The sequence below is a fragment of the Pseudomonas sp. RIT357 genome (assembly GCF_000632245.1).
Classification (GTDB): Bacteria; Pseudomonadota; Gammaproteobacteria; order Pseudomonadales; family Pseudomonadaceae; genus Aquipseudomonas; species Aquipseudomonas sivasensis.
The window spans coordinates 331,561-354,902 of sequence record NZ_JFYX01000012.1; the positions used below are offsets into that span (position 1 = coordinate 331,561).

The following is a 23,342-nucleotide window of genomic DNA, read 5'->3' on the forward strand; positions in this document are numbered from 1 at the left end:
TTCTGTAAGGCTTTTCCTTGAATCCGCGCCTTGACGGTGTGGTGGGCGCATTCCTATAGTGTGCGCAAGTGGCGGAAAGTGGCACAAAGTGGGTTTTTTGAACGTAAAACGCTAAAATTTGGAGAAACGCATCTGTGTTTCGCGGAGCTAACGCTATCAGTCTCGATGCAAAAGGCCGTCTCGCCATGCCGAGCCGGTATCGTGACGAGCTGATTTCGCGAAGTTCCGGGCAATTAATCATCACTATCGATGCTGTTGATCCTTGTTTATGTGTTTACCCGCTCGATGAGTGGGAGTTGATTGAAACCAAATTGCGCGCCCTGCCTTCATTGCGTGAAGAAAACCGCCGCCTGCAGCGTTTGCTGATCGGTAATGCCGTCGACCTTGAGCTCGATGGCAGTGGTCGTTTCCTGGTGCCCCCGCGTCTTCGCGAGTACGCCAAGCTGGACAAGCGCGCAATGCTGGTTGGCCAACTGAACAAGTTCCAATTGTGGGACGAAGATGCCTGGGATGCTGTTTCTGCAGCTGACCTGGCTGCTATTCAACAACCGGGCGCTATGCCTGATGAACTGCGTGATTTGATCCTGTGACTATTGATAGCGGCTTTAACCACATCACCGTACTGCTTGACGAAGCCGTTGAGGCTCTCGCCGTACGCGCGGATGGCTGCTATTTGGATGGCACCTTTGGCAGGGGCGGGCACAGCCGGTTGATACTCAGCCAGCTCGGTCCCGACGGCAAGCTCCTCGGGTTCGACAAAGACCCCCAAGCGATTGCCACCGGGCAAGCGCTAGCGGCCGAAGACGGCCGCTTTGTCGTTGTGCAGCGCAGCTTTGCCGAGCTGGGTGCTGAAGTCGCCGAGCGTGGTATGGCGGGCAAGGTGGCCGGGGTTTTGCTCGACTTAGGCGTGTCTTCGCCACAGCTCGATGATCCGGAGCGCGGCTTCAGCTTCATGAACGATGGCCCTCTCGATATGCGCATGGATCCTACCCGTGGCATCAGTGCGGCACAGTTCATCGCCACCGCTCCCCATGAAGAAATTACCCGCGTATTCAAGGAATACGGTGAAGAGCGTTTCGCTGGTCGCATGGCACGTGCCGTGGTGGAGCGCCGTGAAATTCAGCCGTTCGAACGCACAGCCGACCTGGCCGAAGTACTCAAAGTCGCCAACCCTGCATGGGAAAAGGGCAAGAATCCTGCGACCCGTGCGTTCCAAGGCCTGCGCATTCACGTCAACAACGAACTGGGCGATCTGGAAGCTGGTCTTGAAGCCGCGCTGGACGCTTTGGAAGTGGGCGGTCGTCTAGTGGTGATCAGTTTCCACTCCCTTGAAGACCGCATCGTCAAATTGTTCATGCGTCGGTTGGTCAAGGGTGAGTCCGACAACCTGCCGCGCAACCTGCCGGTGCGTTTCGAAGCCTTTGTGCCGAAAATCAAAATCCATGGCAAAGCGCAGTTTGCTTCCGAGGCCGAACTCAAGGCCAACCCACGCTCCCGTAGCGCCGTCATGCGCGTCGCGGAGAAGCTGCGGTGAGCAAGCTTTTTGCCAAGCCCCTGCCGGGCGGCAGCTTCTTTATGTTGCTGCTGTTTGTCGGCGTGCTGGTGTCCGCGATTGCGGTGTCCTACAGCGCCCACTACAACCGTCAACTGCTTAACACCCTGTACGGGGAATTGAGTGTGCGCGACAAAGCGCAGGCGGAATGGGGTCGGTTGATTCTTGAGCAAAGTACCTGGACGGCCCATAGCCGTATCGAAGTTCTGGCCACCGAACAACTGAAAATGCACATTCCGGGCGCGGCCGAAGTCCGCATGGTGGCGCCATGATGAAGCTCGAGGGCGCACTTTATCCATGGCGCTTCCGACTGATGCTCGGGTTGCTGGCATTGATGGTGGGGGCGATTGCCTGGCGGATCATCGACTTGCAGGTAGTCGACCGTGACTTCCTGATCGGCCAGGGCGACGCCCGTAGCCTTCGTCATATCCCGATTCCTGCGCACCGCGGCCTGATTACCGATCGTAACGGCGAGCCTCTGGCCGTCAGTACGCCGGTAACTACCCTGTGGGCCAACGCCAAGGAGTTGCAGGTTGCCAAGGACAGGTGGCCACAACTGGCTGCCGCACTGGGCCAGGATCCAAAAGCCTTGGCCGAGCGCCTTGAGGCTCAAGCCAATAAAGAATTCATCTACCTTGTTCGTGGCCTCACCCCCGAGCAGGGCCAGCAAGTGCTCGACCTTAAAGTCCCCGGTGTCTACGGCATCGAGGAATTCCGTCGTTTCTATCCGGCCGGTGAAACCACCGCCCACATGGTCGGCTTTACCGACATCGATGACCACGGCCGCGAAGGCGTGGAGTTGGCCTACGACGAATGGCTGGCTGGTGTTCCCGGTAAACGACAAGTCATCAAGGATCGGCGCGGCAGACTGATCAAGGATGTCCAAGTCACCAAAAACGCCAAGGCCGGTAAGCCCTTGGCGTTGTCGATTGACCTGCGTCTGCAATACCTAGCCAACCGCGAGCTGCGTAACGCGATCATCGAGAACGGCGCCAAGGCCGGCAGCCTCGTGATCATGGACGTGAAGACCGGCGAGATCCTGGCTATGGTCAACCAGCCGACCTACAACCCGAATAACCGTCGCAACCTGCAGCCGGCGATGATGCGCAACCGCGCCATGATCGACGTGTTCGAGCCGGGTTCGACCATGAAAGCCATCTCCATGAGTGCCGCCCTGGAAACCGGGCGCTGGAAACCCAGCGACAAGGTCGAGGTGTACCCAGGTACTTTGCAACTGGGCAAATACACTATTCGTGACGTATCGCGCACCGAAGGTCCGGTGTTGGATTTGACAGGCATCCTGATCAACTCCAGTAACGTGGGCATGAGTAAGGTCGCCTTCGATATCGGCGGTGAAACCATCTACCACCTGGCGCAGAAAATCGGCTTGGGCCAACCCACCGGTCTGGATTTTCCCGGTGAGCGTGTCGGCAACCTGCCGAACTACCGCGACTGGAAAAAGGCCGAGACCGCCACGCTTTCCTACGGTTACGGCCTGTCGGTAACCGCAATCCAGCTGGCGCACGCGTTCTCCGTGCTGGCCAACAACGGTCGCATGGTGCCGCTGAGCCTGATTCACGTCGACGAAGCGCCGAAAGCCACCCAGGTGATCCCGGAAAACGTCGCCAAGACTATGCAAGGCATGCTGCAACAAGTGATCGAAGCGCCGCGCGGTGTATTCCGTGCCCAGGTGCCGGCGTATCACGTGGCAGGCAAGTCCGGTACCGCGCGTAAAACGTCGGTGGGTACCAAGGGCTATGCCGAAAACTCCTACCGTTCGCTGTTCGCCGGCTTTGGCCCGATGAGCGATCCACGTTACGCCATTGTTGTAGTGATCGACGAGCCGAGCAAAGCCGGTTACTTCGGTGGTCTGGTCTCGGCGCCAGTGTTCAGCAAAGTGATGTCCGGCACCCTGCGCTTGATGAACATCACGCCGGACAACTTGCCGCCGACTCAACAAGCGAATGCCGGACCACCGGTTGCTGCAGTCAAAGCCAATGGAGGGCGCGGCTGATGTCTCTTAGCCTGAATAAGATTTTTGCCCACGCTGGTCGCGATCTGCTGATTCGCGAGTTGACCCTCGACAGCCGTAACGTGCGCGCCGGTGACCTGTTCCTGGCGGTGCCAGGCGGCAAGGTCGATGGTCGTGCGCATATCGCCGACGCCTTGCAGCGCGGCGCCGCAGCCGTGGCTTATGAAGTGGAAGGCGCCACCGTGCTGCCGATCACCGACGTGCCGCTGATCCCTGTCAAAGGCTTGGCCAAGCAATTGTCGGACATCGCCGGGCGCTTCTATGGCGACCCGAGCCGCCATCTCAATCTGGTGGGTGTGACCGGTACCAACGGCAAGACCAGTGTGACCCAACTGGTTGCCCAAGCGCTTGACCTGCTGGGCCAGCACTGCGGCATCGTTGGCACCCTTGGCACCGGTTTTTATGGCGCGCTTCAAAGCGGCCTGCACACCACGCCCAATCCTATTGCTGTGCAAGCGACCCTGGCCGACCTGAAAAAGGCCGGTGCCAAGGCGGTTGCCATGGAAGTCTCTTCCCACGGTCTGGACCAGGGCCGCGTAACCGCCCTGGCCTTTGATGTGGCGGTGATGACCAACCTGTCCCGCGACCACCTGGACTACCACGGGACGATGGAGGCGTATGCGTCCGCCAAGGCCAAGCTGTTCGCCTGGAATGACCTGAAGTGCCGGGTTGTGAACCTGGACGACGAGTTCGGTCGCCAGTTGGCCGCGCAGGACAGCGAATCGCGTTTGATCAGCTACAGCCTGCTGGACTCCAGCGCGTACCTGTATTGCCGCGAAGCCCAATTTAATGACGAAGGCGTTCGCGCCACGTTGGTAACGCCCCAAGGCGAACATCACCTGCGCAGCACCTTGCTCGGGCGGTTCAACCTCAGCAACGTCCTCGCCGCTATCGGCGCGCTGCTTGGCCTGGATTACGCCCTGGACGAAATCCTCAAAGTGCTGCCGAAGCTGGAAGGTCCGGCCGGTCGCATGCAGCGCCTGGGTGGCGGCACCCAGCCGCTGGTGGTGGTTGATTACGCCCACACCCCGGATGCCCTTGAAAAAGTCCTCGAAGCCTTGCGTCCTCACGCCAAAGGGAAGTTGCTGTGCCTGTTCGGTTGCGGCGGTGATCGCGATCGCGGCAAGCGTCCGCTGATGGCCGAGATTGTCGAGCGCCTGGCCGACGGCGTACTCGTCACCGATGACAACCCGCGCAGCGAAAACCCGAGCCAGATCTTCGACGATATCCGCGCAGGCTTTAAAGACGCGTCCAAGGCTACTTTCGTTGCCGGTCGTGGTGCCGCCATCGCCCAGTTGATCGCCAGTGCCAGCGCTGATGACGTAGTAGTACTGGCCGGCAAGGGGCACGAGGACTACCAGGAAATCAATGGCGAGCGTCATGCCTTCTCCGATCTGGTCGAGGCCGATCACGCCTTGACCGCCTGGGAGATTGCCCATGCTTAAAGCGATGAAATTCAGCGAGCTGAGCCAGGCTCTGTCCGCTCGTATGCTGTCGAGCGATTGCTGCTTCGATGGCGTGAGTATCGACAGTCGCGCGATCAAGCCTGGGCAACTGTTTGTCGCCTTGGCCGGACCGCGCTTTGACGGTCACGACTACCTGAATGAAGTGGCCGCCAAAGGTGCCGTGGGTGCCTTGGTTCAGCGCGAAGTCGCCGACTCCACCTTGCCGCAACTGCTCGTCGCCGATACCCGCTTGGCTCTCGGTCAATTGGGCGCGCTGAACCGTGCTGCTTTTAATAAGCCTGTCGCAGCCGTTACCGGCTCCAGCGGCAAGACAACGGTCAAGGAACTGCTTGCTGGTGTACTGCGTACGCGCGGCCCGGTGCTTGCGACCCGTGGCAACCTTAATAATGACTTTGGCGCTCCGCTGACCCTGCTTGAACTCGCCCCGGAACACACGGCGGCAGTGATCGAACTGGGGGCTTCGCGTATCGGCGAAATCGCCTACACCGTGGCGCTGACCAAGCCCCACGTAGCAATTATCAACAACGCCGGTACTGCCCACGTTGGCGAGTTCGGTGGACCGGAAAAAATCGTCGAAGCCAAGGGCGAGATTCTTGAGGGCCTGGATGCATCTGGCACCGCGGTTTTGAATTTGGACGACAAGGCCTTCGAGACCTGGCGTGTACGCGCCGCCGGTCGCAAGGTCCTGACATTTGCCGTGCTTAACGCAGCGGCTGATTTCCATGCATCCAACATCACCGTCGATGCCCGTGGCTGCCCGTCCTTCACCTTGCACACCCCGCAAGGTGACGAACACGTGCAACTGAATTTGTTGGGCAACCATAACGTCGCCAATGCCCTGGCCGCCGCCGCTGCGGCCCATGCCTTGGGCGTTTCGCTGTTCGGTATCGCCACGGGCCTGGGCGCGGTGCAACCGGTCAAGGGTCGTACCGTGGCGCAGTTGGCAACCAACGGCATGCGTGTGATTGATGACACCTACAACGCCAACCCATCGTCCATTAATGCCGCTGTAGACCTGCTAAAGGGTTTTGACGGTCGCAAGGTGCTGGTACTGGGTGACATCGGCGAATTGGGCGACTGGGCTGAACAAGGCCACCGCGAAGTCGGCGCGTATGCCGCAGGCAAAGTCGACGCCCTCTACGCCGTTGGTACGAACATGGCCCATGCCGTGGCTGCCTTTGGCCAAGGTGCGCGACATTTCGCAACCCAGGCCGAGTTGATTCAGGCGCTGGGCACAGCAGAACAAGACAAACACACAACCATTTTGATCAAGGGATCGCGCAGCGCGGTGATGGAAAACGTCGTCGCGGCCTTGTGTGGCTCAAGTACGGAGAAACATTAATGCTGCTGCTGCTGGCTGAGTATCTGCAACAGTTCCACAAAGGCTTCGCGGTCTTTCAGTACCTGACCCTGCGCGGGATCCTGGGTGTGCTGACCGCGCTGTCTTTGTCGCTGTTTTTGGGGCCGTGGATGATCCGCACCCTGCAGAACCTGCAAATTGGTCAATCGGTTCGTAATGACGGCCCGCAGTCGCACCTGTCCAAGTCCGGCACCCCGACAATGGGCGGCGCGTTGATCCTGTCGTCCATCGGCATCAGCACCTTGCTGTGGGCCGACCTGCACAACCGCTACGTCTGGGTGGTGCTGCTGGTGACCCTGCTGTTCGGCGCCATCGGCTGGGTCGATGACTACCGCAAAGTGATCGAGAAAAACTCCAAGGGGCTGCCAAGCCGCTGGAAGTATTTCTGGCAGTCGGTGTTCGGCCTGGGCGCAGCGATCTTCCTGTACACCACGGCGCCAAGCGCAGTGGAAACCACCCTGATCATCCCGATGCTCAAGGACGCCAGCATTCCATTGGGTATCGGCTTCGTGGTGCTGACCTACTTCGTGATCGTCGGCTCCAGCAACGCGGTGAACCTGACCGACGGCCTCGACGGCCTGGCGATCATGCCGACGGTGATGGTGGGCGGCGCGCTTGGCATCTTCTGCTACCTGTCAGGTAACGTGAAATTCGCTGAGTACCTGCTGATCCCTTATGTACCGGGCGCGGGTGAACTGATTGTGTTCTGCGGCGCCTTGATCGGTGCCGGTCTGGGCTTCTTGTGGTTCAACACCTACCCGGCACAAGTCTTCATGGGCGACGTCGGCGCACTGGCGCTGGGCGCAGCCCTGGGCACCATCGCGGTGATTGTTCGCCAGGAAATCGTGTTGTTCATCATGGGCGGTGTGTTCGTGATGGAAACCCTGTCGGTGGTCATCCAGGTGGCGTCCTTCAAGTTGACCGGGCGCCGCGTGTTCCGCATGGCGCCGATTCACCACCACTTTGAACTCAAGGGCTGGCCCGAGCCACGCGTGATCGTCCGTTTTTGGATCATCACTGTGATTCTCGTACTGGTTGGCCTTGCCACCCTGAAACTGAGGTAGAAACGAGTGTCCCTGATCGCTTCAGACCACTTCCGCATCGTTGTCGGCCTCGGCAAGAGCGGCATGTCCCTGGTTCGCTTCCTGGCGAACCGGGGCACGTCGTTTGCCGTGGCCGATACGCGGGAAAATCCACCGGAGCTGGTCACGCTGCGCCGTGACTACCCGCACGTGGAAGTGCGTTGTGGCGAGTTGGATGTCGAGTTTCTGTGCCGCGCCGATGAGCTCTACGTGAGTCCCGGCCTGGCACTGGCAACACCGGCCCTGCAAGCGGCTGCGGCCCGTGGCGTTAAGCTGTCCGGCGATATCGACCTGTTCGCGCGTAATGCGAAGGCGCCGATCGTAGCCATCAGCGGCTCCAACGCGAAAAGCACCGTGACCACCCTGGTCGGTGAGATGGCGATGGCGGCCGGCAAGCGCGTCGCCGTGGGCGGTAACCTCGGCACCCCGGCGCTGGACCTGCTCAGCGACGACATCGAGCTGTACGTGATGGAACTGTCTAGTTTCCAGCTGGAAACCACCCATGACCTCGGCGCCGAAGTCGCCACTGTTCTGAACGTCAGCGAAGACCACATGGACCGCTACAGCGGCCTGCCGGCATATCATCTGGCCAAGCACCGGATCTTCCGCGGCGCCAAGCAATTTGTGGTCAACCGCCAGGATGCCCTTAGCCGTCCGCTGATGGGCGAGGGCATGCCCTGCTGGACCTTCGGTTTGGGCAAGCCCGACTTCAAGGCCTTCGGTATCCGCGAAGAGAACGGCGAGAAATACCTGGCCTTCGAATTTCAGAACCTGATGCCAGTGCGCGAGCTGAAAATTCGTGGTGCCCATAATCAGTCCAACGCCCTGGCGGCATTGGCGCTTGGCCATGCCGTTGGCCTGCCATTCGACGCGATGCTCTCCAGCCTGCGCACCTTTGCCGGTCTTGAGCACCGCTGCCAGTGGGTGCGTGATCTCGATGGCGTCAGCTATTACAACGACTCCAAAGCCACCAACGTCGGCGCCGCACTGGCTGCGATCGAAGGGCTTGGCGCCGATATCGACGGCAAGCTGGTGCTGATCGCCGGTGGCGATGGCAAGGGCGCCGATTTCAAAGATCTCAAGGCACCGGTGGCTGCGCATTGCCGCGCCGTGGTCTTGATGGGCCGCGACTCCGACTTGATCGCCGCCGCGCTTGGTGACGCCGTGCCACAGGTGCGTGCCACCTCCTTGGACGACGCCATTGCCCAATGCAAAGCCCTGGCCCAACCAGGCGATGCGGTACTGCTGTCGCCGGCGTGCGCCAGTTTCGACATGTTCAAGAACTACGAAGAGCGCGGCCAGTTGTTCGCCCGCGCCGTGGAGGGCTTGGCATGAGCATTGATTTCAGAAACATCATTAAGCCGTACCCGTCGCCGATTATCACCGGGCGTGGCATCGACCTTGATTTCCCAATGCTCGCCGGTTGCCTCGCGCTACTGGGCCTGGGCCTGGTGATGATCACCTCGGCGTCTTCCGAAGTGGCTGCCGTGCAGTCGGGCAACACCCTTTACATGATGATCCGTCACTTGGTGTACCTGATCATCGGTCTGGGTGCGTGCATCGTCACCATGATGATCCCCATCGCCACCTGGCAGCGTCTCGGTTGGCTGATGCTGATCGGCGCGTTTGGCTTGCTGGTCATGGTGATCGTGCCGGGTATCGGCCGCGAGGTGAACGGCTCGATGCGCTGGATTGGTTTCGGCGCGTTCAACGTGCAACCGTCGGAAATCGCCAAGGTGTTCGTGGTGATCTATCTCGCCGGTTACCTGGTGCGTCGTCAGAAGGAAGTGCGCGAAAGCTGGATGGGCTTCTTCAAGCCATTCATCGTGCTTCTGCCCATGGCCGGCCTCTTGCTGATGGAGCCCGACTTCGGCGCCACCGTCGTGATGATGGGCGCGGCCGCGGCGATGCTGTTCCTCGGCGGCGTGGGCCTGTTCCGCTTCAGTTTGATGGTGGTGCTGGCAGTGGCGGCCGTGACCATCCTGGTGCAGGCGCAACCCTACCGGATGGCGCGTCTGATTACCTTTACCGACCCGTGGTCCGACCAGTTTGGCTCCGGATATCAATTGACCCAGGCGTTGATCGCCTTTGGTCGTGGTGAGTGGCTGGGCGTTGGCCTGGGCAATAGCGTGCAAAAGCAGTTCTACCTTCCGGAAGCCCACACCGACTTCGTGTTCTCGGTACTCGCCGAAGAGTTGGGCGTGGTTGGTTCGCTGTGCACCGTCGCGCTGTTTGTGTTCGTGTGCGTACGCGGCATGTACATCGGCTTGTGGGCCGAGAAGGCCAAACAGTATTTCGCCGCCTATGTGGCGTACGGCTTGTCGTTCCTGTGGATCGGCCAGTTCTTGATCAATATCGGTGTGAACGTCGGCCTGCTGCCGACCAAGGGGCTGACCTTGCCGTTCCTCAGTTACGGCGGCAGTTCGCTGGTGATTTGCTGCGCCTGTCTGGGCTTGTTGCTGCGCATTGAGTGGGAGAGTCGAACCCACTTGGGCAGCGAAGAGATGGAGTTCAGCGAAAGCGACTTCGCCGAGGAGCCGACCCATGGGCGCTAATGTGCTGATCATGGCTGGCGGCACTGGGGGCCACGTATTCCCAGCCCTGGCGTGTGCGCGCGAGTTCCAGAACCGTGGCTACACCGTGCATTGGTTGGGCACGCCGCGCGGTATCGAAAACGAATTGGTACCGAGTGCCGGCTTGCCGTTGCATCTGATCAACGTCACAGGCCTGCGCGGCAAAGGCAAGTTGTCCTTGCTCAAGGCACCTTTCGTCTTGCTCAAGGCGGTGTGGCAGGCGCGCAAGGTCATCCGTGAATTGCAGCCAGTGTGTGTGCTCGGTTTTGGTGGTTATGTAACCGGCCCTGGCGGCGTCGCGGCCAAGCTCGCCGGTGTGCCGGTGATCGTGCACGAGCAGAACGCTGTGGCCGGCACCGCCAACCGCTTGCTGGTGCCGTTGGCTGCGCGGGTGTGTGAAGCGTTTCCCAACACTTTCAGTGTGTCGGATAAGCGCCGTACCACCGGCAACCCGGTGCGCACCGAGCTGTTTATGGACATCGCCCGCGAAGCGCTCGCGGGTCGCAAGGCGCACCTGCTGATCCTGGGCGGAAGCTTGGGCGCTGAGCCATTGAACAAATTGCTACCGGAAGCGGTGGCGCAACTCCCTGTGGAATTGCGCCCGGAGATCTTCCATCAGGCCGGCAAGAACCACGATGAAATCACCGCCACGCGTTATCGCGAAGCCGGTGTCGAGGCGAACGTACAGCCTTTCATCAAAGACATGGCCCATGCCTATGGCTGGGCCGACCTGGTGGTCTGTCGCGCTGGTGCGCTGACCGTCAGTGAACTGGCCGCCGCCGGTCTGCCGTCCTTGCTGGTGCCTTTGCCCCACGCCATCGACGATCACCAGACCCGCAACGCCGAATATTTGGCCGGGGAGGGCGCTGCCTTCCTGCTGCCGCAAAGAACGACTGGCGCCGCCGATTTGGCCGCACGCCTGACCGAGGTTTTGATGCAACCGGAACGACTCAACAACATGGCGAGCACCGCAAGCCGCCTGGCCAAACCTGACGCAACCCGCACCGTGGTGGATATCTGCCTGGAGGTGGCCCATGGTTGAGAATCAGAAAGCCATGCCACAACCCGAGATGCGCCGCATCCGTCGCATCCACTTCGTCGGTATCGGCGGCGTGGGCATGTGCGGCATTGCCGAAGTGTTACTGAACTTGGGCTACCAAGTGTCCGGCTCGGACTTGAAAGAGTCGCCGGTCACCGAGCGCCTGAAGTCGTTTGGTGCACAGATTTTCATCGGCCACCGCGCTGAGAACGCGGCTGAGGCCGACGTGCTGGTGGTGTCCAGCGCCGTGAACACTTCCAACCCGGAAGTGGCCACCGCCCTTGAGCGCCGCATTCCCGTGGTGCCACGTGCCGAGATGCTGGCCGAGTTGATGCGTTATCGCCACGGCATCGCCGTCGCCGGTACCCACGGCAAGACCACCACGACCAGCCTGATCGCTTCGGTGTTCGCCGCTGGTGGCCTGGACCCGACCTTCGTTATCGGTGGCCGCCTGAATGCAGCCGGCACCAATGCCCAGCTCGGCACCAGCCGCTACCTGATCGCCGAAGCCGATGAAAGCGACGCGAGCTTCCTGCACCTGCAACCGCTTGTGGCCGTCGTGACCAACATTGACGAAGACCACATGGCGACCTACGACGGTGACTTCAACAAGTTGAAGAAAACCTTCGTTGAGTTCCTGCATAACCTGCCGTTCTACGGTTTGGCCGTGGTATGCCTGGACGATCCGGTAGTGCGTGAAATCCTGCCGCTGGTCAAGCGTCCGACCGTGACCTACGGCTTTAGCGAAGACGCCGACGTGCGTGCGATCAATGTGCGCCAGGAAGGCATGCAAACCTTCTTCACCGTACTGCGTCCTGACCGTGAGCCGCTGGATGTGTCGGTGAACATGCCGGGCAACCACAACGTATTGAATTCCCTGGCGACCATCTGCATCGCTTCCGATGAAGGCGTCAGCGATGAAGCCATTGTGGAAGGCCTGTCGCGTTTTGCGGGTGTCGGCCGTCGCTTCCAAGTCTACGGCCAACTGCCGGTAGAGGGTGGCGACGTGATGCTGGTGGACGACTACGGTCACCACCCGACTGAAGTTGCCGCAGTGATCAAGGCCGTGCGCGGTGGTTGGCCGGAGCGCCGTCTGGTGATGGTCTACCAACCGCACCGCTACAGCCGGACCCGCGATCTGTATGACGACTTCGTCAATGTATTGGCCGATGCCAACGTGCTGCTGTTGATGGAGGTTTACCCGGCCGGTGAAGAACCGATCCCGGGCGCCGATAGCCGCAAGCTGTGCAACAGCATTCGTCAGCGTGGTCAGCTTGACCCGATCTACATCGAGCGCGGTGTGGACCTGGCACCGATCGTCAAACCGCTGCTGCGCGCTGGTGACATTCTGCTGTGCCAAGGCGCAGGTGATATCGGCGGCCTTGCCCCTAAACTATTGGCGAGCCCGCTGTTTGCCGCCGAGAAGGGGAAGTCGAAATGACCACTGACTACGGCTCCCTGTTTTCGACAATCGCGCCAGCCGACTTCGGCCGTGTGGCGGTGCTGTTCGGCGGCAAGAGCGCCGAGCGCGAAGTGTCGCTCAAGTCCGGCAACGCAGTGCTCGAAGCCCTGCAAAGCGCCGGTGTGAATGCGTTTGGTATCGACGTGGGCGATGACTTCCTCGCCCGCCTGCAGGCCGAAAAGATCGACCGCGCCTTCGTTATTCTTCACGGCCGTGGCGGTGAAGACGGCAGCATGCAGGGCCTGCTGGAATGCGCCGGTATTCCTTACACCGGCAGTGGCATCCTCGCCTCGGCACTGGCCATGGACAAGCTGCGCACCAAGCAGGTGTGGCACAGCCTGGGTATTCCAACCCCGCGTCACGCTGTTCTGTGCAGCGAAGACGATTGTATTTCTGCAGCCAAGGAACTGGGCCTGCCTTTGATCGTCAAACCAGCCCATGAAGGCTCCAGTATCGGCATGGCCAAAGTGAACTCGGCCGCCGAATTGATCGACGCATGGAAAGCGGCAAGTACCTACGATTCGCAAGTGTTGGTGGAACAGTGGATCCAGGGTCCCGAGTACACCATCGCCACCCTGCGTGGCCAAGTATTGCCGCCTATCGCATTGGGCACGCCCCACACCTTTTACGACTACGACGCCAAGTACCTGGCATCCGATACCCAGTATCGGGTCCCGTGCGGCCTTGACGCAGCCAAGGAACAGGAATTGATGGACCTCACGGCGAAGGCCTGTGAGGCGCTGGGTATCGCCGGCTGGGCGCGGGCAGACGTGATGCAGGATGACCAAGGGGAGTTCTGGTTCCTGGAAGTCAACACTGCGCCAGGCATGACCGACCACAGCCTGGTACCTATGGCCGCTCGCGCAGCCGGCTTGGATTTCCAGCAGTTGGTGCTGGCAATTCTTGCCGCCAGCATTGAGCCAAGAGGCTAAGTACATGAAAGGCGCATCGCTTCGTCATCAGCCCCCACAAGCACCGAGCCGCAAGCCGGTGCCACGGGGTGCCAGCCGAATGGTGGCTAAAGAGCCGATGTCGGCGCGCCTGCCGAAAGCCAACTTTGGTTTCCTCAAGGCGCTGTTCTGGCCGGTGCTGCTGGTGGCATTGGGTTTCGGCACTTACGAAGGTGCGCAGCGTCTATTGCCGTACGCCGACCGTCCGATCACCAAGATCAGCGTGCAGGGCGACTTGAGCTACATCAGCCAGCAAGCGGTGCAGCAGCGCATTGGCCCTTACCTGGCCGCGAGCTTCTTCACCATCGACCTGGCCGGTATGCGCGGTGAGCTGGAACAGATGCCGTGGATCGCCCACGCCGAAGTTCGTCGTGTGTGGCCGGACCAGGTGACGATCCGCCTGGAGGAACAACTGCCCGTGGCCCGTTGGGGTGATGAAGCGCTGTTGAACAACCAGGGCCAGGCGTTCACCCCGCGTGAGCTGGCCAACTATGAGCACCTGCCGCAGCTGTTCGGGCCGCAGCGGGCGCAGCAGCAAGTAATGCAGCAGTACCAGGCCTTGAGCCAGATGCTGCGGCCAATGGGCTTCTCCATTGCACGCCTGGAACTGCGTGAACGGGGTAGCTGGTTTTTGACGACCGGGGCAGGCAGTTCCGGCCCGGGCATCCAGTTGTTGCTGGGACGCGACCGCTTGGTGGAAAAGATGCGCCGTTTCATTGCCATCTACGACAAGACCTTGAAAGAACAGATTACGAACATTGCGAGCGTCGACCTGCGTTACGCCAACGGCCTTGCCGTCGGCTGGCGTGAACCGGCTGCGCCCACGGCAGCGCAACCCGCTGTCGCGAAGAATTAAGAAGAGGCAGGACCCATGGCAAACGTGCAAAGCGGCAAAATGATCGTCGGTCTCGATATCGGCACCTCCAAAGTGGTGGCGCTGGTGGGCGAGGTCGGGGAAGACGGCGCGATCGAAATCGTCGGTATTGGCACGCATCCGTCCCGGGGCCTGAAGAAGGGCGTGGTGGTGAACATCGAGTCCACTGTGCAATCGATCCAGCGCGCTATCGAAGAAGCGCAGCTGATGGCCGGTTGCCGGATTCACTCGGCGTTTGTCGGCGTCGCGGGCAACCATATCCGTAGCCTGAACTCCCACGGTATCGTGGCGATCCGTGACCGTGAAGTCAGCGCCGCCGACCTTGAGCGCGTCCTCGACGCCGCCCAGGCCGTGGCGATCCCGGCCGATCAGCGCGTGCTGCACACCCTGCCGCAGGATTACGTGATCGATAACCAGGAAGGCGTTCGCGAGCCTCTGGGCATGTCGGGAGTACGTCTGGAAGCCAAGGTCCACGTGGTGACCTGCGCTGTCAACGCTGCACAGAACATTGAAAAATGCGTGCGCCGCTGCGGCCTGGAAATCGACGACATCATTCTTGAGCAACTGGCGTCTGCGTACTCGGTACTGACCGACGACGAGAAAGAGCTGGGCGTGTGCCTGGTGGACATCGGCGGCGGCACCACTGACATCGCGATCTTCACCGAGGGTGCGATCCGTCACACCGCCGTAATCCCGATTGCAGGCGACCAGGTTACCAACGACATCGCCATGGCGTTGCGTACACCGACCCAGTACGCCGAAGAAATCAAGATTCGCTACGCCTGCGCCCTGGCCAAGCTGGCCGGTGCCGGCGAAACCATCAAGGTTCCGAGCGTGGGCGACCGTCCACCGCGCGAACTGTCGCGCCAGGCTTTGGCCGAAGTGGTCGAGCCGCGTTACGACGAGCTGTTCACCCTGATCCAGGCTGAACTGCGTCGCAGTGGCTACGAAGATTTGATCCCGGCCGGCATCGTGCTGACGGGTGGCACCTCGAAGATGGAAGGCGCGGTCGAACTGGCCGAGGAAATCTTCCACATGCCGGTCCGCCTGGGCGTGCCCCATGGCGTCAAAGGCCTGGGAGACGTGGTGCGCAACCCGATTTATTCCACCGGTGTGGGCTTGCTGTTGTACGGACTGCAAAAGCAGACCGACGGCATTTCCCTGTCGGGCCCGAGCATCCGTGACAGCTACCGCAGCGACGACGAGGCTAAAGCGCCGTTGTTCGAACGGTTGCAGGCTTGGGTAAAAGGCAATTTCTAAAGCTTTACCGCAACACCGATGTAAGCAGTAGGCGAAAAAACTAGAGATAACGAAAGGAGAGGGAACATGTTCGAACTCGTAGACAACATCCCCGCCAGCCCGGTCATCAAAGTGATCGGTGTCGGCGGTGGCGGCGGCAACGCTGTCAACCATATGGTCAAGAGCAACATTGAAGGCGTTGAATTCATCTGCGCCAACACTGATGCCCAGGCGCTGAAAAGCATCGGCGCGCGGACCATCCTGCAATTGGGCACTGCTGTGACCAAGGGCCTCGGCGCTGGCGCCAATCCGGAAGTTGGCCGTCAAGCCGCTTTGGAAGACCGTGAGCGTATTGCCGAAGTGCTGCAAGGCACCAACATGGTGTTCATCACCACTGGCATGGGCGGCGGTACCGGTACCGGTGCGGCCCCGATCATTGCCGAAGTGGCCAAGGAAATGGGCATTCTGACGGTTGCAGTCGTGACCCGTCCGTTCCCGTTCGAAGGTCGCAAGCGCATGCAGATCGCCGACGAAGGTATCCGTCTGCTGTCTGAAAGCGTTGACTCGTTGATCACCATTCCTAACGAGAAATTGCTGACCATCCTGGGCAAGGACGCAAGCCTGCTGTCTGCGTTCGCCAAGGCTGACGATGTACTGGCCGGTGCCGTTCGCGGTATTTCCGACATCATCAAACGCCCAGGCATGATCAACGTCGACTTTGCCGACGTACGTACTGTCATGAGCGAAATGGGCATGGCGATGATGGGCACTGGCTGCGCCAGCGGTCCTAACCGTGCACGTGAAGCCACCGAAGCGGCCATCCGCAACCCGCTGCTGGAAGACGTGAACCTGCAAGGCGCACGCGGCATCCTGGTGAACATCACTGCCGGTCCTGACCTGTCCCTGGGTGAGTACTCCGACGTGGGTAGCATCATCGAAGCCTTCGCTTCCGAGCACGCGATGGTCAAAGTCGGTACCGTTATCGATCCAGACATGCGCGACGAACTGCACGTGACTGTGGTTGCTACCGGCCTGGGCGCGAAAATCGAGAAGCCTGTAAAGGTTATCGACAACACCGTTCATACAAACCATGCCAGCCATGCCAGCCACGCCAGCCAATCGGCTGCAGCTCCAGCGCCTGTGCGCCCGGAAATGCCGTCGGTGAACTACCGTGACCTGGATCGTCCGACCGTGATGCGCAACCAGGCTCAGGCCGGTGCTGCGGCGTCCCGTAGCCCGAATCCGCAAGATGACCTGGACTACCTGGACATCCCGGCATTCCTGCGTCGTCAGGCCGATTGATGGAATGTATCAGGGCTATGAAGGTGATTGGTGTTCAGCAAAGGTCTGGTCTGCTATTATCGCCAGCCTTTGTTGATACCAGTTCGCAATTTGCGCTCAAGCGGTCCAAGCCATGATTAAACAACGCACCCTGAAGAATATTATCCGTGCCACAGGTGTAGGTCTGCACTCCGGGGAGAAGGTATACCTGACCCTCAAACCTGCACCTGTCGACACCGGCATCGTGTTTGTTCGTGCCGACCTGGACCCTGTGGTGCAGATTCCTGCTCGCGCGGAAAACGTTGGCGAAACCACTATGTCGACCACATTGGTCAACGGTGACGTCAAAGTGGACACGGTGGAGCACTTGCTCTCGGCCATGGCTGGCCTGGGCATCGATAACGCCTACGTCGAGCTCTCCGCGTCCGAAGTCCCTATCATGGATGGCAGCGCTGGACCCTTCGTATTCTTGATTCAATCTGCCGGCCTGGAAGAACAGGACGCAGCCAAGAAGTTCATACGCATTCTGCGGGAAGTGACAGTAGAAGACGGCGACAAGCGCGCCACCTTCGTCCCGTTCGAAGGCTTTAAAGTGAGCTTTGAGATCGATTTCGATCACCCGGTATTCCGTGACCGCACCCAAAGTGCAAGCGTGGATTTTTCCAGCACTTCGTTCGTAAAAGAAGTCAGCCGCGCCCGTACCTTTGGTTTCATGAGTGACATCGAGTACCTGCGCAAGCACAACCTCGCACTCGGCGGCAGCGTTGAAAACGCCATTGTGGTCGACGCGGATGGTGTACTGAACGAAGACGGCCTTCGCTACGAAGACGAATTCGTGAAGCACAAGATCCTCGATGCAATCGGTGACCTCTACCTGCTGGGCAATAGCCTGATAGGCGAGTTCAAAGGCTTCAAGTCGGGCCACGCCCTTAACAACCAGCTGCTGCGCAAGTTGATTGAGCAGACAGACGCTTGGGAAGTCGTGACCTTCGAAGATGCCAGCACCGCACCGATCTCTTACATGCGTCCCGTTGCGGCGGTGTAAGTAACAACTCTCTTTCTTTAGTTTTTAAAGGCTGCCTTCGGGTGGCCTTTTTTTATGGCTGTTTTTCTGGTGAACAGACTTGCTGTGGCAAGCGGGCCTGTTGTGGTGAGTAAGGCTGTGACAGCAAGTCTTCTGTGGACATTAGTCTGATGCCTCATGACAGCGTCGCTGCATCCACGATCCGATTACGCCCCGTATGCTTGGCCTCATACAACGCCTGGTCCGCACTCAGCAGCAATGCTTCCAACGACATACGACTGTGCTTATCCCAGGTGCTCATACCAATACTCACAGTAATCGGCCTCTCATCCCCGGCTATCCGCGGTAAGTGTTCGACGCTGCTGCGGATGTGCTCGGCGATTACCTGTGCGCCCTTGGCATCGGTAATCGGAAGCACCACTGCAAATTCCTCACCGCCATAGCGCGCCGCCAGATCAGCAGGGCGACGAATGTTGCCGCCGATCACTTGGGCCACGGAGCGTAAGGCTTCATCGCCCCCCTTATGGCCGTGGCGATCGTTAAAAGCCTTGAAGTGGTCCACGTCAATCATCAGAAGCGTCATCGGCTCCGTTGAGCGTTGGGCGCGGTCCCATTCCAGGCGCAGGCGTTCATCCAGAATGCGGCGGTTGGGCAGGCCGGTGAGGGCGTCGGTGGCTGCCAGTTCTGACAGCACCCGTTCTGCGCGGTAGCGTCGTCGCAGTTCACGACGCAGCATCCAGGTCAGCCACAACAGACCTATACACAGGATGCCGGTGGCGCCACTGGTCAGCAGCGCGGCGCGTTTCCAAGGGGCGAATACATCTTCACTGGACAGTGCCACTACCACGATCAGCGGTAAGTCTCCGACGTTGGTGAACGTGTACAGGCGCTCCTTGCCGCTGAGAGCCGAGATGGCTTGGAAGCTGCCACTGCCTTCACTCAGCATGCGCTTGAAGTTCGGTCGCTCGCTCAAGTCCTTATCGATCATGTCGCGTTCGAGCAGTGGCTGTTGGGCCAACAAAATGCCTTTGTTGTTGAGCAGGTTGACGCTGCTGCCGTTGCCGATGGTCAGGGTGTTGAACAGCTGGTCGAAATACGCCAGACGCATGGTCGCGACCGCAACGCCGGCAAATTCACCGTTGGGTCCCGATACTCGCCGGCTGAATGCCATGCGCCAGACCTGGTCACAGTCGCAATGGATTTTGAACGGTCGGCTGATGAACAAACCGGCCTGGCTGTCCTTTACGTGCACCTGGAAATAATCGCGGTTAGAAAAATTACGCGGCGTCGGCTGCAGCGTTGATGAGTCTGCGATAACGGCGCCGGTGGGGTCCAATAACAGCACTTCGCCCTTGAAAGGCGCTGCGGTGGCGAGGTCGAACTGCACCAGATGCTGGATACTCGCGGCCACCTGGGACAGGTCTTCACGTTGTTTGGCCGCAATCAGCCCTTTGAGTGCCAGGTCATACAATTCAACGTTGCGCAGCACGTCGGCATTGATCAGTTGGGCAATGTTGGTGGTTGAACGTTTGGCTTCCTGAAGGGTGCTGGCGTGTTCGCGGACCAACAACGCCGCAACGATAATCACAATCAGGGCGACCGTGAGGCCGCTGCCCAGAATCAGAAAAAGCTCAGGATGTGCAGGCGAGGTACGAACAGGGCGTTGACTCATCGGGCAGACTTCAGCGGTGTGAATGCTGGCAGTTTAGTTCTACCCGATGAAAATTAAATCATTGGCTAAAAAGAAAGATTCCAGGGGTCAGAATACGTTGATCGGGTAGTCGATAATCACCCGATATTCATCCACGTCCCGGTCAACCGCCGAATAACCATTGCTGCCGCGGTTGGTTGCCCATTGAAAGCGCATGGCCAAATCCTTGGCCTTGCCGCCTTGCACCACGTATTTCACGTCGATATCCCGTTCCCAGTGCTTGGCGTCTTTGCCATCGGCGCTGTACCAGGCGCTGTAGCCTCTGCTTTGCGGGTCGACCTTGGTCAGGTCGGTCTTGCCACTGATGTAGGACACCGCCGAGGTCAGCCCGGGCATACCGAGGCCGGCGAAGTCATAGGCGTACTTGAGCTTCCACGAGCGCTCGTTGGGGCCGTTGAAGTCCGAGTATTGTTGGGAGTTATCCAGGTACACGCTGTCGCCCTGGGCGATGTAGTCGAACGGCGTGTTTCCGTTGACCCGCTGGTAAGCGGCGGTGACGCTGTGATTACCCACGCCCACGGTGAAATGCAGGCTGTAGGTGTTGTTGTCGATGCCGCCGAGCAACGACTGGCCGGTGTCTTGGGTGTGGTAGTAGTGCAGACCCGGGTTGAGGCTGACCAGGTCATTGAGTGCGTAGGTGTAGTCCAGGTCGTAGTAGTACTGGTGCCACACGTCCTTGAGTTCGGAGGCGTACAGGTTGCTGGTCAGGCCGGGAATGCCGCTGAACGAAACGCCGGCCCAGTTCATGTGCTGGCTGTCGGTGTTAGTCGGCAGTGCGCCGTAGCTGGTGCCAATGCGACGGTGGCCGCTCTGGTTGTAGAGCTTGGTGAAGCTGGCCTGGCCGCCTTCGAACATCCAACCGTCGAGGCTGTGATTGCTTAGGCTCACGCCGCGGAAAGTCTGCGGCAGCATGCGCGTCTGGCCGCCCGCGATGACCGGGTTGTTGAGGAACAGATCACCGGCCTTCAACTCGGTATCAAAGGCACGCATCTTCAAAGTAGCGCCAGCGGTGGAGAACGATCCGGGGGCTTTGCCGCTGCCGTCGGTACTGCCGTAGGGAAGAATGCTGGAGCCGTCAGTGCCGCCACCGCCGTCGAGTTTGAGGCCGAGCATGGCGTGGGCATCCAGGCCGAAGCCGACGGTGCCCTGGGTGTAGCCGGATTCGAAAGTGCCGAGAAAACCTTGGCCCCACTCCTTGCTGTCATCGGTATGAATGTCACGACGGTCGCGGTTCATGTAGTAGTTGCGGGTGTTGATGTTGAGGTGCGAGCCCTCGATGAAACCTTCAGTAGGGGTAGTGTCTGCCGCGTGGGCAAGGGGGACGATCGTTGCTGCAATCGCGAGGAATAACGGGGTGAACGTCAGCGAGTTCTTCACCGGTAAGGCTCCTTTGGTCTATCGAAAACGGCCAATGTCGTGGGGGTGTGCCTGGCCTTTTTTACGGCAAAAAAAAGCCGCTGATATCAGCGGCTTTAAGACAGATTCCCAGTGTAGAGCCCTGGAAATAAGTCGAGGGAAATTCGGGTAAGCGGGTAGCTGCCTTTGCCGCCGCGCTCATCGATGCGTCAAATTAACGCAGGTGAGCGGTACGATATAGAGTGTAACAAGAGAATGACTGTTGCCCAAATCGCAACAGTGATTGGATCTGACTCCATGTGGGCGGCCTACATCGGCAGAGTAATGCCGAAGGTATTGCCCCCCTGTTCGCTGCGCACAAACACGTCGCCACCGTGCATCAACGCAATCGCCTTGACGATCGCCAGCCCCAATCCATGATTCGCCCCGCTGTTGCTACGCGAGGCGTCCACCCGATAGAACCGCTCGAACAACCGCGGCAGGTGCTCGCCGGCAATTGCCTCGCCGGGGTTGGTCACGGCGATGGACACCTGATGGTCCAGCACGTCAATGTTCACGTCGATCACCTGCCCCGGCGCCGTGTGCTGAACCGCATTGCTCAACAGGTTGATCAGCGCACGGCGCAGGTGGGCTTTTTCGATCTGTACCTGGGCGTCGCCGTGGACCTGCACCCGCACCTGAGCGTCTTCGAGAATGAAGTCCAAGTAGTCGAGCGTGGTCGCCACCTCATCGGCCAGGGAGCTTTCGATCAGCTTGGTGGCCTTGCTGCCCTGGTCGGCGCTGGCGAGGAACAGCATGTCGTTGATGATCGAACGCAGGCGTTCCAGCTCTTCCAGGTTCGACTCCAGCACTTCCAGATAATGCTCGGCCGAACGCCCACGGGTCAGCGCCACTTGGGTCTGGCCGATCAGATTGGTCAGCGGTGAACGCAGTTCATGGGCCACATCGGCATTAAAGGATTCCAGGCGCGAGTAGGCCTGCTCAACGCGGTCGAGGGTGGAGTTGAACGAGTTGACGAACTGCTTGAGCTCCGGGGGGAGTGGCGACAGTTGCAGGCGTCCGGAGAGTTTTGGCGGCGCGAGTTTGCGCGCTTCATCCGAGAGTCTACCCAGGGGCTTGAGGCCAATGCGCGACACCCAGAACCCCAACAGCGCAGCCAGCACCACGCCAACCAGCGCCAGGCTGACCAATGCCACCAGCAAGTGATGCTGAGTGGCGCGGAAGTTCTCGGTGTCGATGGCAATCATGAAACGCAACGGCGGGCGCTGGTCCTTGGCTGGAAACTGGCTCACCAGCACTTTGAACGGATGGGTGTAGCCCGGCAGATGCAAATCGCGCTTGCCGCTGGGGCCCTCGGCGAAGGCGCGGATCTGCGCATCCGGTTCGCCATACTCGAAGTTCGGATCAGTGCTGACTACCCAGAAGCGGATGCGCTTGTCTTCCTCACTCAATAGTTTGAGCTTGGCCTTGATCTTCACCCAATGGTCCGGCGTACCGAAGCGGTTCACCGAGGACTCCAGCACGCTGTAGCGCGCATCCAGTTCCGCGCCCGGCAACAATCCGAGGCTGCGGTCGACCTGCTGGTACAGCGCGCCACCGATCAACACAAAAATCAGCAGCGCCACCAACGTGAACATGCCACTCAGGCGCAGGGCGATGGAATTAGACGGCACTGCGGTTCTCCAGCACATAACCCATGCCACGAATGGTGTGCAGCAATTTGTGTTCGAAGGGCCCATCCAGCTTGGCGCGCAGCCGCTTGATCGCGACTTCGACCACATTGGCGTCGCTGTCGAAATTGATGTCCCAAACCATCTCTGCAATCGCTGTCTTGGACAGAATTTCACCCTGGCGCCGCGCCAACACGCTGAGCAGCGAGAACTCCTTGGCCGTCAGGTCCAGGCGCACACCGTTGCGGCTGGCTTTGCGGCTGATCAGGTCAATCCACAGGTCGGCGACGGTGACTTGCACCGGCTCATGACCACCGCTGCGCCGGGTCAGGGCTTGCAGGCGCGCCACCAGTTCGAGAAACGAGAACGGCTTGCCCAGATAATCGTCGGCGCCTTCGCGCAGCCCGCGTATGCGGTCTTCGACGCGCTCGCGGGCAGTGAGCATGATCACTGGCGTCTGCTTGCGCGCACGCAATGCACGCAGCACGCCAAAGCCGTCGAGGCCGGGCAGCATCACGTCGAGCACGATCACCGCGTAATCGTTCTCCAGCGCCAAGTGGAGACCTTCGACGCCTTCGCGGGCCACGTCGACGGTGTAGCCCTGTTCCGTCAGGCCGCGGTGCAGGTAGTCGGCGGTTTTTTCTTCATCTTCAACAATCAGTACGCGCATG

Annotated in this window: 20 protein-coding genes; 16 read left to right on the plus strand and 4 right to left on the minus strand. The window is 60.0% G+C overall.

Annotated elements, in window-relative coordinates; translation table 11 throughout:
- Window positions 1–134 precede the first annotated feature (134 nt).
- From mraZ to lpxC, 16 genes are all read left to right on the plus strand, one after another.
- Window positions 135–590 carry a division/cell wall cluster transcriptional repressor MraZ gene (mraZ, locus tag BW43_RS16530; RefSeq protein ID WP_003171868.1) on the plus strand — a complete coding sequence of 152 codons (456 nt, stop codon included), beginning with the start codon at window positions 135–137 and terminating at the stop codon, window positions 588–590.
- Window positions 587–1,534 carry a 16S rRNA (cytosine(1402)-N(4))-methyltransferase RsmH gene (gene rsmH / locus BW43_RS16525; RefSeq protein WP_032886315.1) on the plus strand — a complete coding sequence of 316 codons (948 nt, stop codon included), beginning with the start codon at window positions 587–589 and terminating at the stop codon, window positions 1,532–1,534. Before mraZ ends, rsmH begins: the two co-directional genes overlap by 4 nt.
- Window positions 1,531–1,824 (plus strand): cell division protein FtsL, encoded by a 294-nt coding sequence (gene ftsL / locus BW43_RS16520; protein WP_003216203.1) that lies wholly within the window; start codon window positions 1,531–1,533, stop codon window positions 1,822–1,824. The genes rsmH and ftsL overlap by 4 nt, the downstream gene beginning before the upstream one ends.
- Entirely contained in the window at window positions 1,824–3,566 is a 1,743-nt protein-coding gene (locus BW43_RS16515) for a penicillin-binding protein 2 (RefSeq protein ID WP_163033163.1), read from the plus strand. Before ftsL ends, BW43_RS16515 begins: the two co-directional genes overlap by 1 nt.
- Window positions 3,566–5,029: a UDP-N-acetylmuramoyl-L-alanyl-D-glutamate--2,6-diaminopimelate ligase gene (murE, locus tag BW43_RS16510; protein ID WP_032886317.1), complete on the plus strand. Its 1,464-nt coding sequence runs from the start codon at window positions 3,566–3,568 to the stop codon at window positions 5,027–5,029. The genes BW43_RS16515 and murE overlap by 1 nt, the downstream gene beginning before the upstream one ends.
- Entirely contained in the window at window positions 5,022–6,392 is a 1,371-nt protein-coding gene (murF, locus tag BW43_RS16505; RefSeq protein ID WP_032886318.1) for a UDP-N-acetylmuramoyl-tripeptide--D-alanyl-D-alanine ligase, read from the plus strand. Before murE ends, murF begins: the two co-directional genes overlap by 8 nt.
- Window positions 6,392–7,474 (plus strand): phospho-N-acetylmuramoyl-pentapeptide-transferase, encoded by a 1,083-nt coding sequence (mraY, locus tag BW43_RS16500; protein ID WP_032886319.1) that lies wholly within the window; start codon window positions 6,392–6,394, stop codon window positions 7,472–7,474. Before murF ends, mraY begins: the two co-directional genes overlap by 1 nt.
- A gap of 6 nt (window positions 7,475–7,480) precedes the next feature.
- Complete coding sequence (murD, locus tag BW43_RS16495; protein ID WP_032886320.1) at window positions 7,481–8,827, plus strand: UDP-N-acetylmuramoyl-L-alanine--D-glutamate ligase; 1,347 nt, start codon at window positions 7,481–7,483, stop codon at window positions 8,825–8,827.
- A complete protein-coding gene (gene ftsW / locus BW43_RS16490) occupies window positions 8,824–10,047 on the plus strand; it encodes a putative lipid II flippase FtsW (RefSeq protein WP_032886321.1) in 1,224 nt (407 codons plus the stop codon). The genes murD and ftsW overlap by 4 nt, the downstream gene beginning before the upstream one ends.
- Window positions 10,037–11,107, plus strand: a complete 1,071-nt coding sequence (gene murG / locus BW43_RS16485; RefSeq protein ID WP_032886322.1) for an undecaprenyldiphospho-muramoylpentapeptide beta-N-acetylglucosaminyltransferase — start codon at window positions 10,037–10,039, stop codon at window positions 11,105–11,107. The genes ftsW and murG overlap by 11 nt, the downstream gene beginning before the upstream one ends.
- Window positions 11,100–12,545, plus strand: a complete 1,446-nt coding sequence (gene murC / locus BW43_RS16480) for a UDP-N-acetylmuramate--L-alanine ligase (RefSeq protein WP_032886323.1) — start codon at window positions 11,100–11,102, stop codon at window positions 12,543–12,545. Before murG ends, murC begins: the two co-directional genes overlap by 8 nt.
- Window positions 12,542–13,498 (plus strand): D-alanine--D-alanine ligase, encoded by a 957-nt coding sequence (locus BW43_RS16475; protein WP_032886324.1) that lies wholly within the window; start codon window positions 12,542–12,544, stop codon window positions 13,496–13,498. The genes murC and BW43_RS16475 overlap by 4 nt, the downstream gene beginning before the upstream one ends.
- 4 nt (window positions 13,499–13,502) lie before the next feature.
- Window positions 13,503–14,372, plus strand: coding sequence for a cell division protein FtsQ/DivIB (locus tag BW43_RS16470; RefSeq protein WP_032886325.1), 870 nt, complete (start codon window positions 13,503–13,505; stop codon window positions 14,370–14,372).
- A 15-nt stretch (window positions 14,373–14,387) separates the two neighbouring features.
- The gene (gene ftsA, locus BW43_RS16465; protein WP_032886326.1) at window positions 14,388–15,650 is read left to right on the plus strand and encodes a cell division protein FtsA; all 1,263 of its coding nucleotides are present in this window, start codon (window positions 14,388–14,390) and stop codon (window positions 15,648–15,650) included.
- A 66-nt stretch (window positions 15,651–15,716) separates the two neighbouring features.
- The gene (gene ftsZ / locus BW43_RS16460) at window positions 15,717–16,931 is read left to right on the plus strand and encodes a cell division protein FtsZ (RefSeq protein ID WP_032886327.1); all 1,215 of its coding nucleotides are present in this window, start codon (window positions 15,717–15,719) and stop codon (window positions 16,929–16,931) included.
- A gap of 112 nt (window positions 16,932–17,043) precedes the next feature.
- Window positions 17,044–17,955, plus strand: a complete 912-nt coding sequence (lpxC, locus tag BW43_RS16455) for a UDP-3-O-acyl-N-acetylglucosamine deacetylase (RefSeq protein WP_003171886.1) — start codon at window positions 17,044–17,046, stop codon at window positions 17,953–17,955.
- A gap of 154 nt (window positions 17,956–18,109) precedes the next feature.
- Here lpxC and BW43_RS16450 read toward each other — a convergent pair whose 3' ends face one another.
- From BW43_RS16450 to BW43_RS16435, 4 genes are all read right to left on the minus strand, one after another.
- Window positions 18,110–19,606 (minus strand): sensor domain-containing diguanylate cyclase, encoded by a 1,497-nt coding sequence (locus tag BW43_RS16450; RefSeq protein WP_032886328.1) that lies wholly within the window; start codon window positions 19,604–19,606, stop codon window positions 18,110–18,112.
- A gap of 87 nt (window positions 19,607–19,693) precedes the next feature.
- Window positions 19,694–21,022: an OprD family porin gene (locus BW43_RS16445; protein WP_032886329.1), complete on the minus strand. Its 1,329-nt coding sequence runs from the start codon at window positions 21,020–21,022 to the stop codon at window positions 19,694–19,696.
- A 287-nt stretch (window positions 21,023–21,309) separates the two neighbouring features.
- A complete protein-coding gene (locus BW43_RS16440; RefSeq protein ID WP_032886330.1) occupies window positions 21,310–22,674 on the minus strand; it encodes a heavy metal sensor histidine kinase in 1,365 nt (454 codons plus the stop codon).
- Entirely contained in the window at window positions 22,664–23,341 is a 678-nt protein-coding gene (locus BW43_RS16435) for a heavy metal response regulator transcription factor (protein ID WP_032886331.1), read from the minus strand. Before BW43_RS16435 ends, BW43_RS16440 begins: the two co-directional genes overlap by 11 nt.
- Window position 23,342 lies beyond the last annotated feature (1 nt).

Coding starts and splice junctions, on each gene's coding strand:
- BW43_RS16515 (WP_163033163.1), top strand. CDS start 1,824: ATGAAGCTCGAGGGCGCACTTTATCCATGGCGCTTCCGACTGATGCTC.
- murE (WP_032886317.1), top strand. CDS start 3,566: ATGTCTCTTAGCCTGAATAAGATTTTTGCCCACGCTGGTCGCGATCTG.
- murF (WP_032886318.1), top strand. CDS start 5,022: ATGCTTAAAGCGATGAAATTCAGCGAGCTGAGCCAGGCTCTGTCCGCT.
- mraY (WP_032886319.1), top strand. CDS start 6,392: ATGCTGCTGCTGCTGGCTGAGTATCTGCAACAGTTCCACAAAGGCTTC.
- ftsW (WP_032886321.1), top strand. CDS start 8,824: ATGAGCATTGATTTCAGAAACATCATTAAGCCGTACCCGTCGCCGATT.
- murG (WP_032886322.1), top strand. CDS start 10,037: ATGGGCGCTAATGTGCTGATCATGGCTGGCGGCACTGGGGGCCACGTA.
- murC (WP_032886323.1), top strand. CDS start 11,100: ATGGTTGAGAATCAGAAAGCCATGCCACAACCCGAGATGCGCCGCATC.
- BW43_RS16475 (WP_032886324.1), top strand. CDS start 12,542: ATGACCACTGACTACGGCTCCCTGTTTTCGACAATCGCGCCAGCCGAC.
- BW43_RS16470 (WP_032886325.1), top strand. CDS start 13,503: ATGAAAGGCGCATCGCTTCGTCATCAGCCCCCACAAGCACCGAGCCGC.
- ftsA (WP_032886326.1), top strand. CDS start 14,388: ATGGCAAACGTGCAAAGCGGCAAAATGATCGTCGGTCTCGATATCGGC.
- ftsZ (WP_032886327.1), top strand. CDS start 15,717: ATGTTCGAACTCGTAGACAACATCCCCGCCAGCCCGGTCATCAAAGTG.
- lpxC (WP_003171886.1), top strand. CDS start 17,044: ATGATTAAACAACGCACCCTGAAGAATATTATCCGTGCCACAGGTGTA.
- BW43_RS16450 (WP_032886328.1), bottom strand. CDS start 19,606: ATGAGTCAACGCCCTGTTCGTACCTCGCCTGCACATCCTGAGCTTTTT.
- BW43_RS16435 (WP_032886331.1), bottom strand. CDS start 23,341: ATGCGCGTACTGATTGTTGAAGATGAAGAAAAAACCGCCGACTACCTG.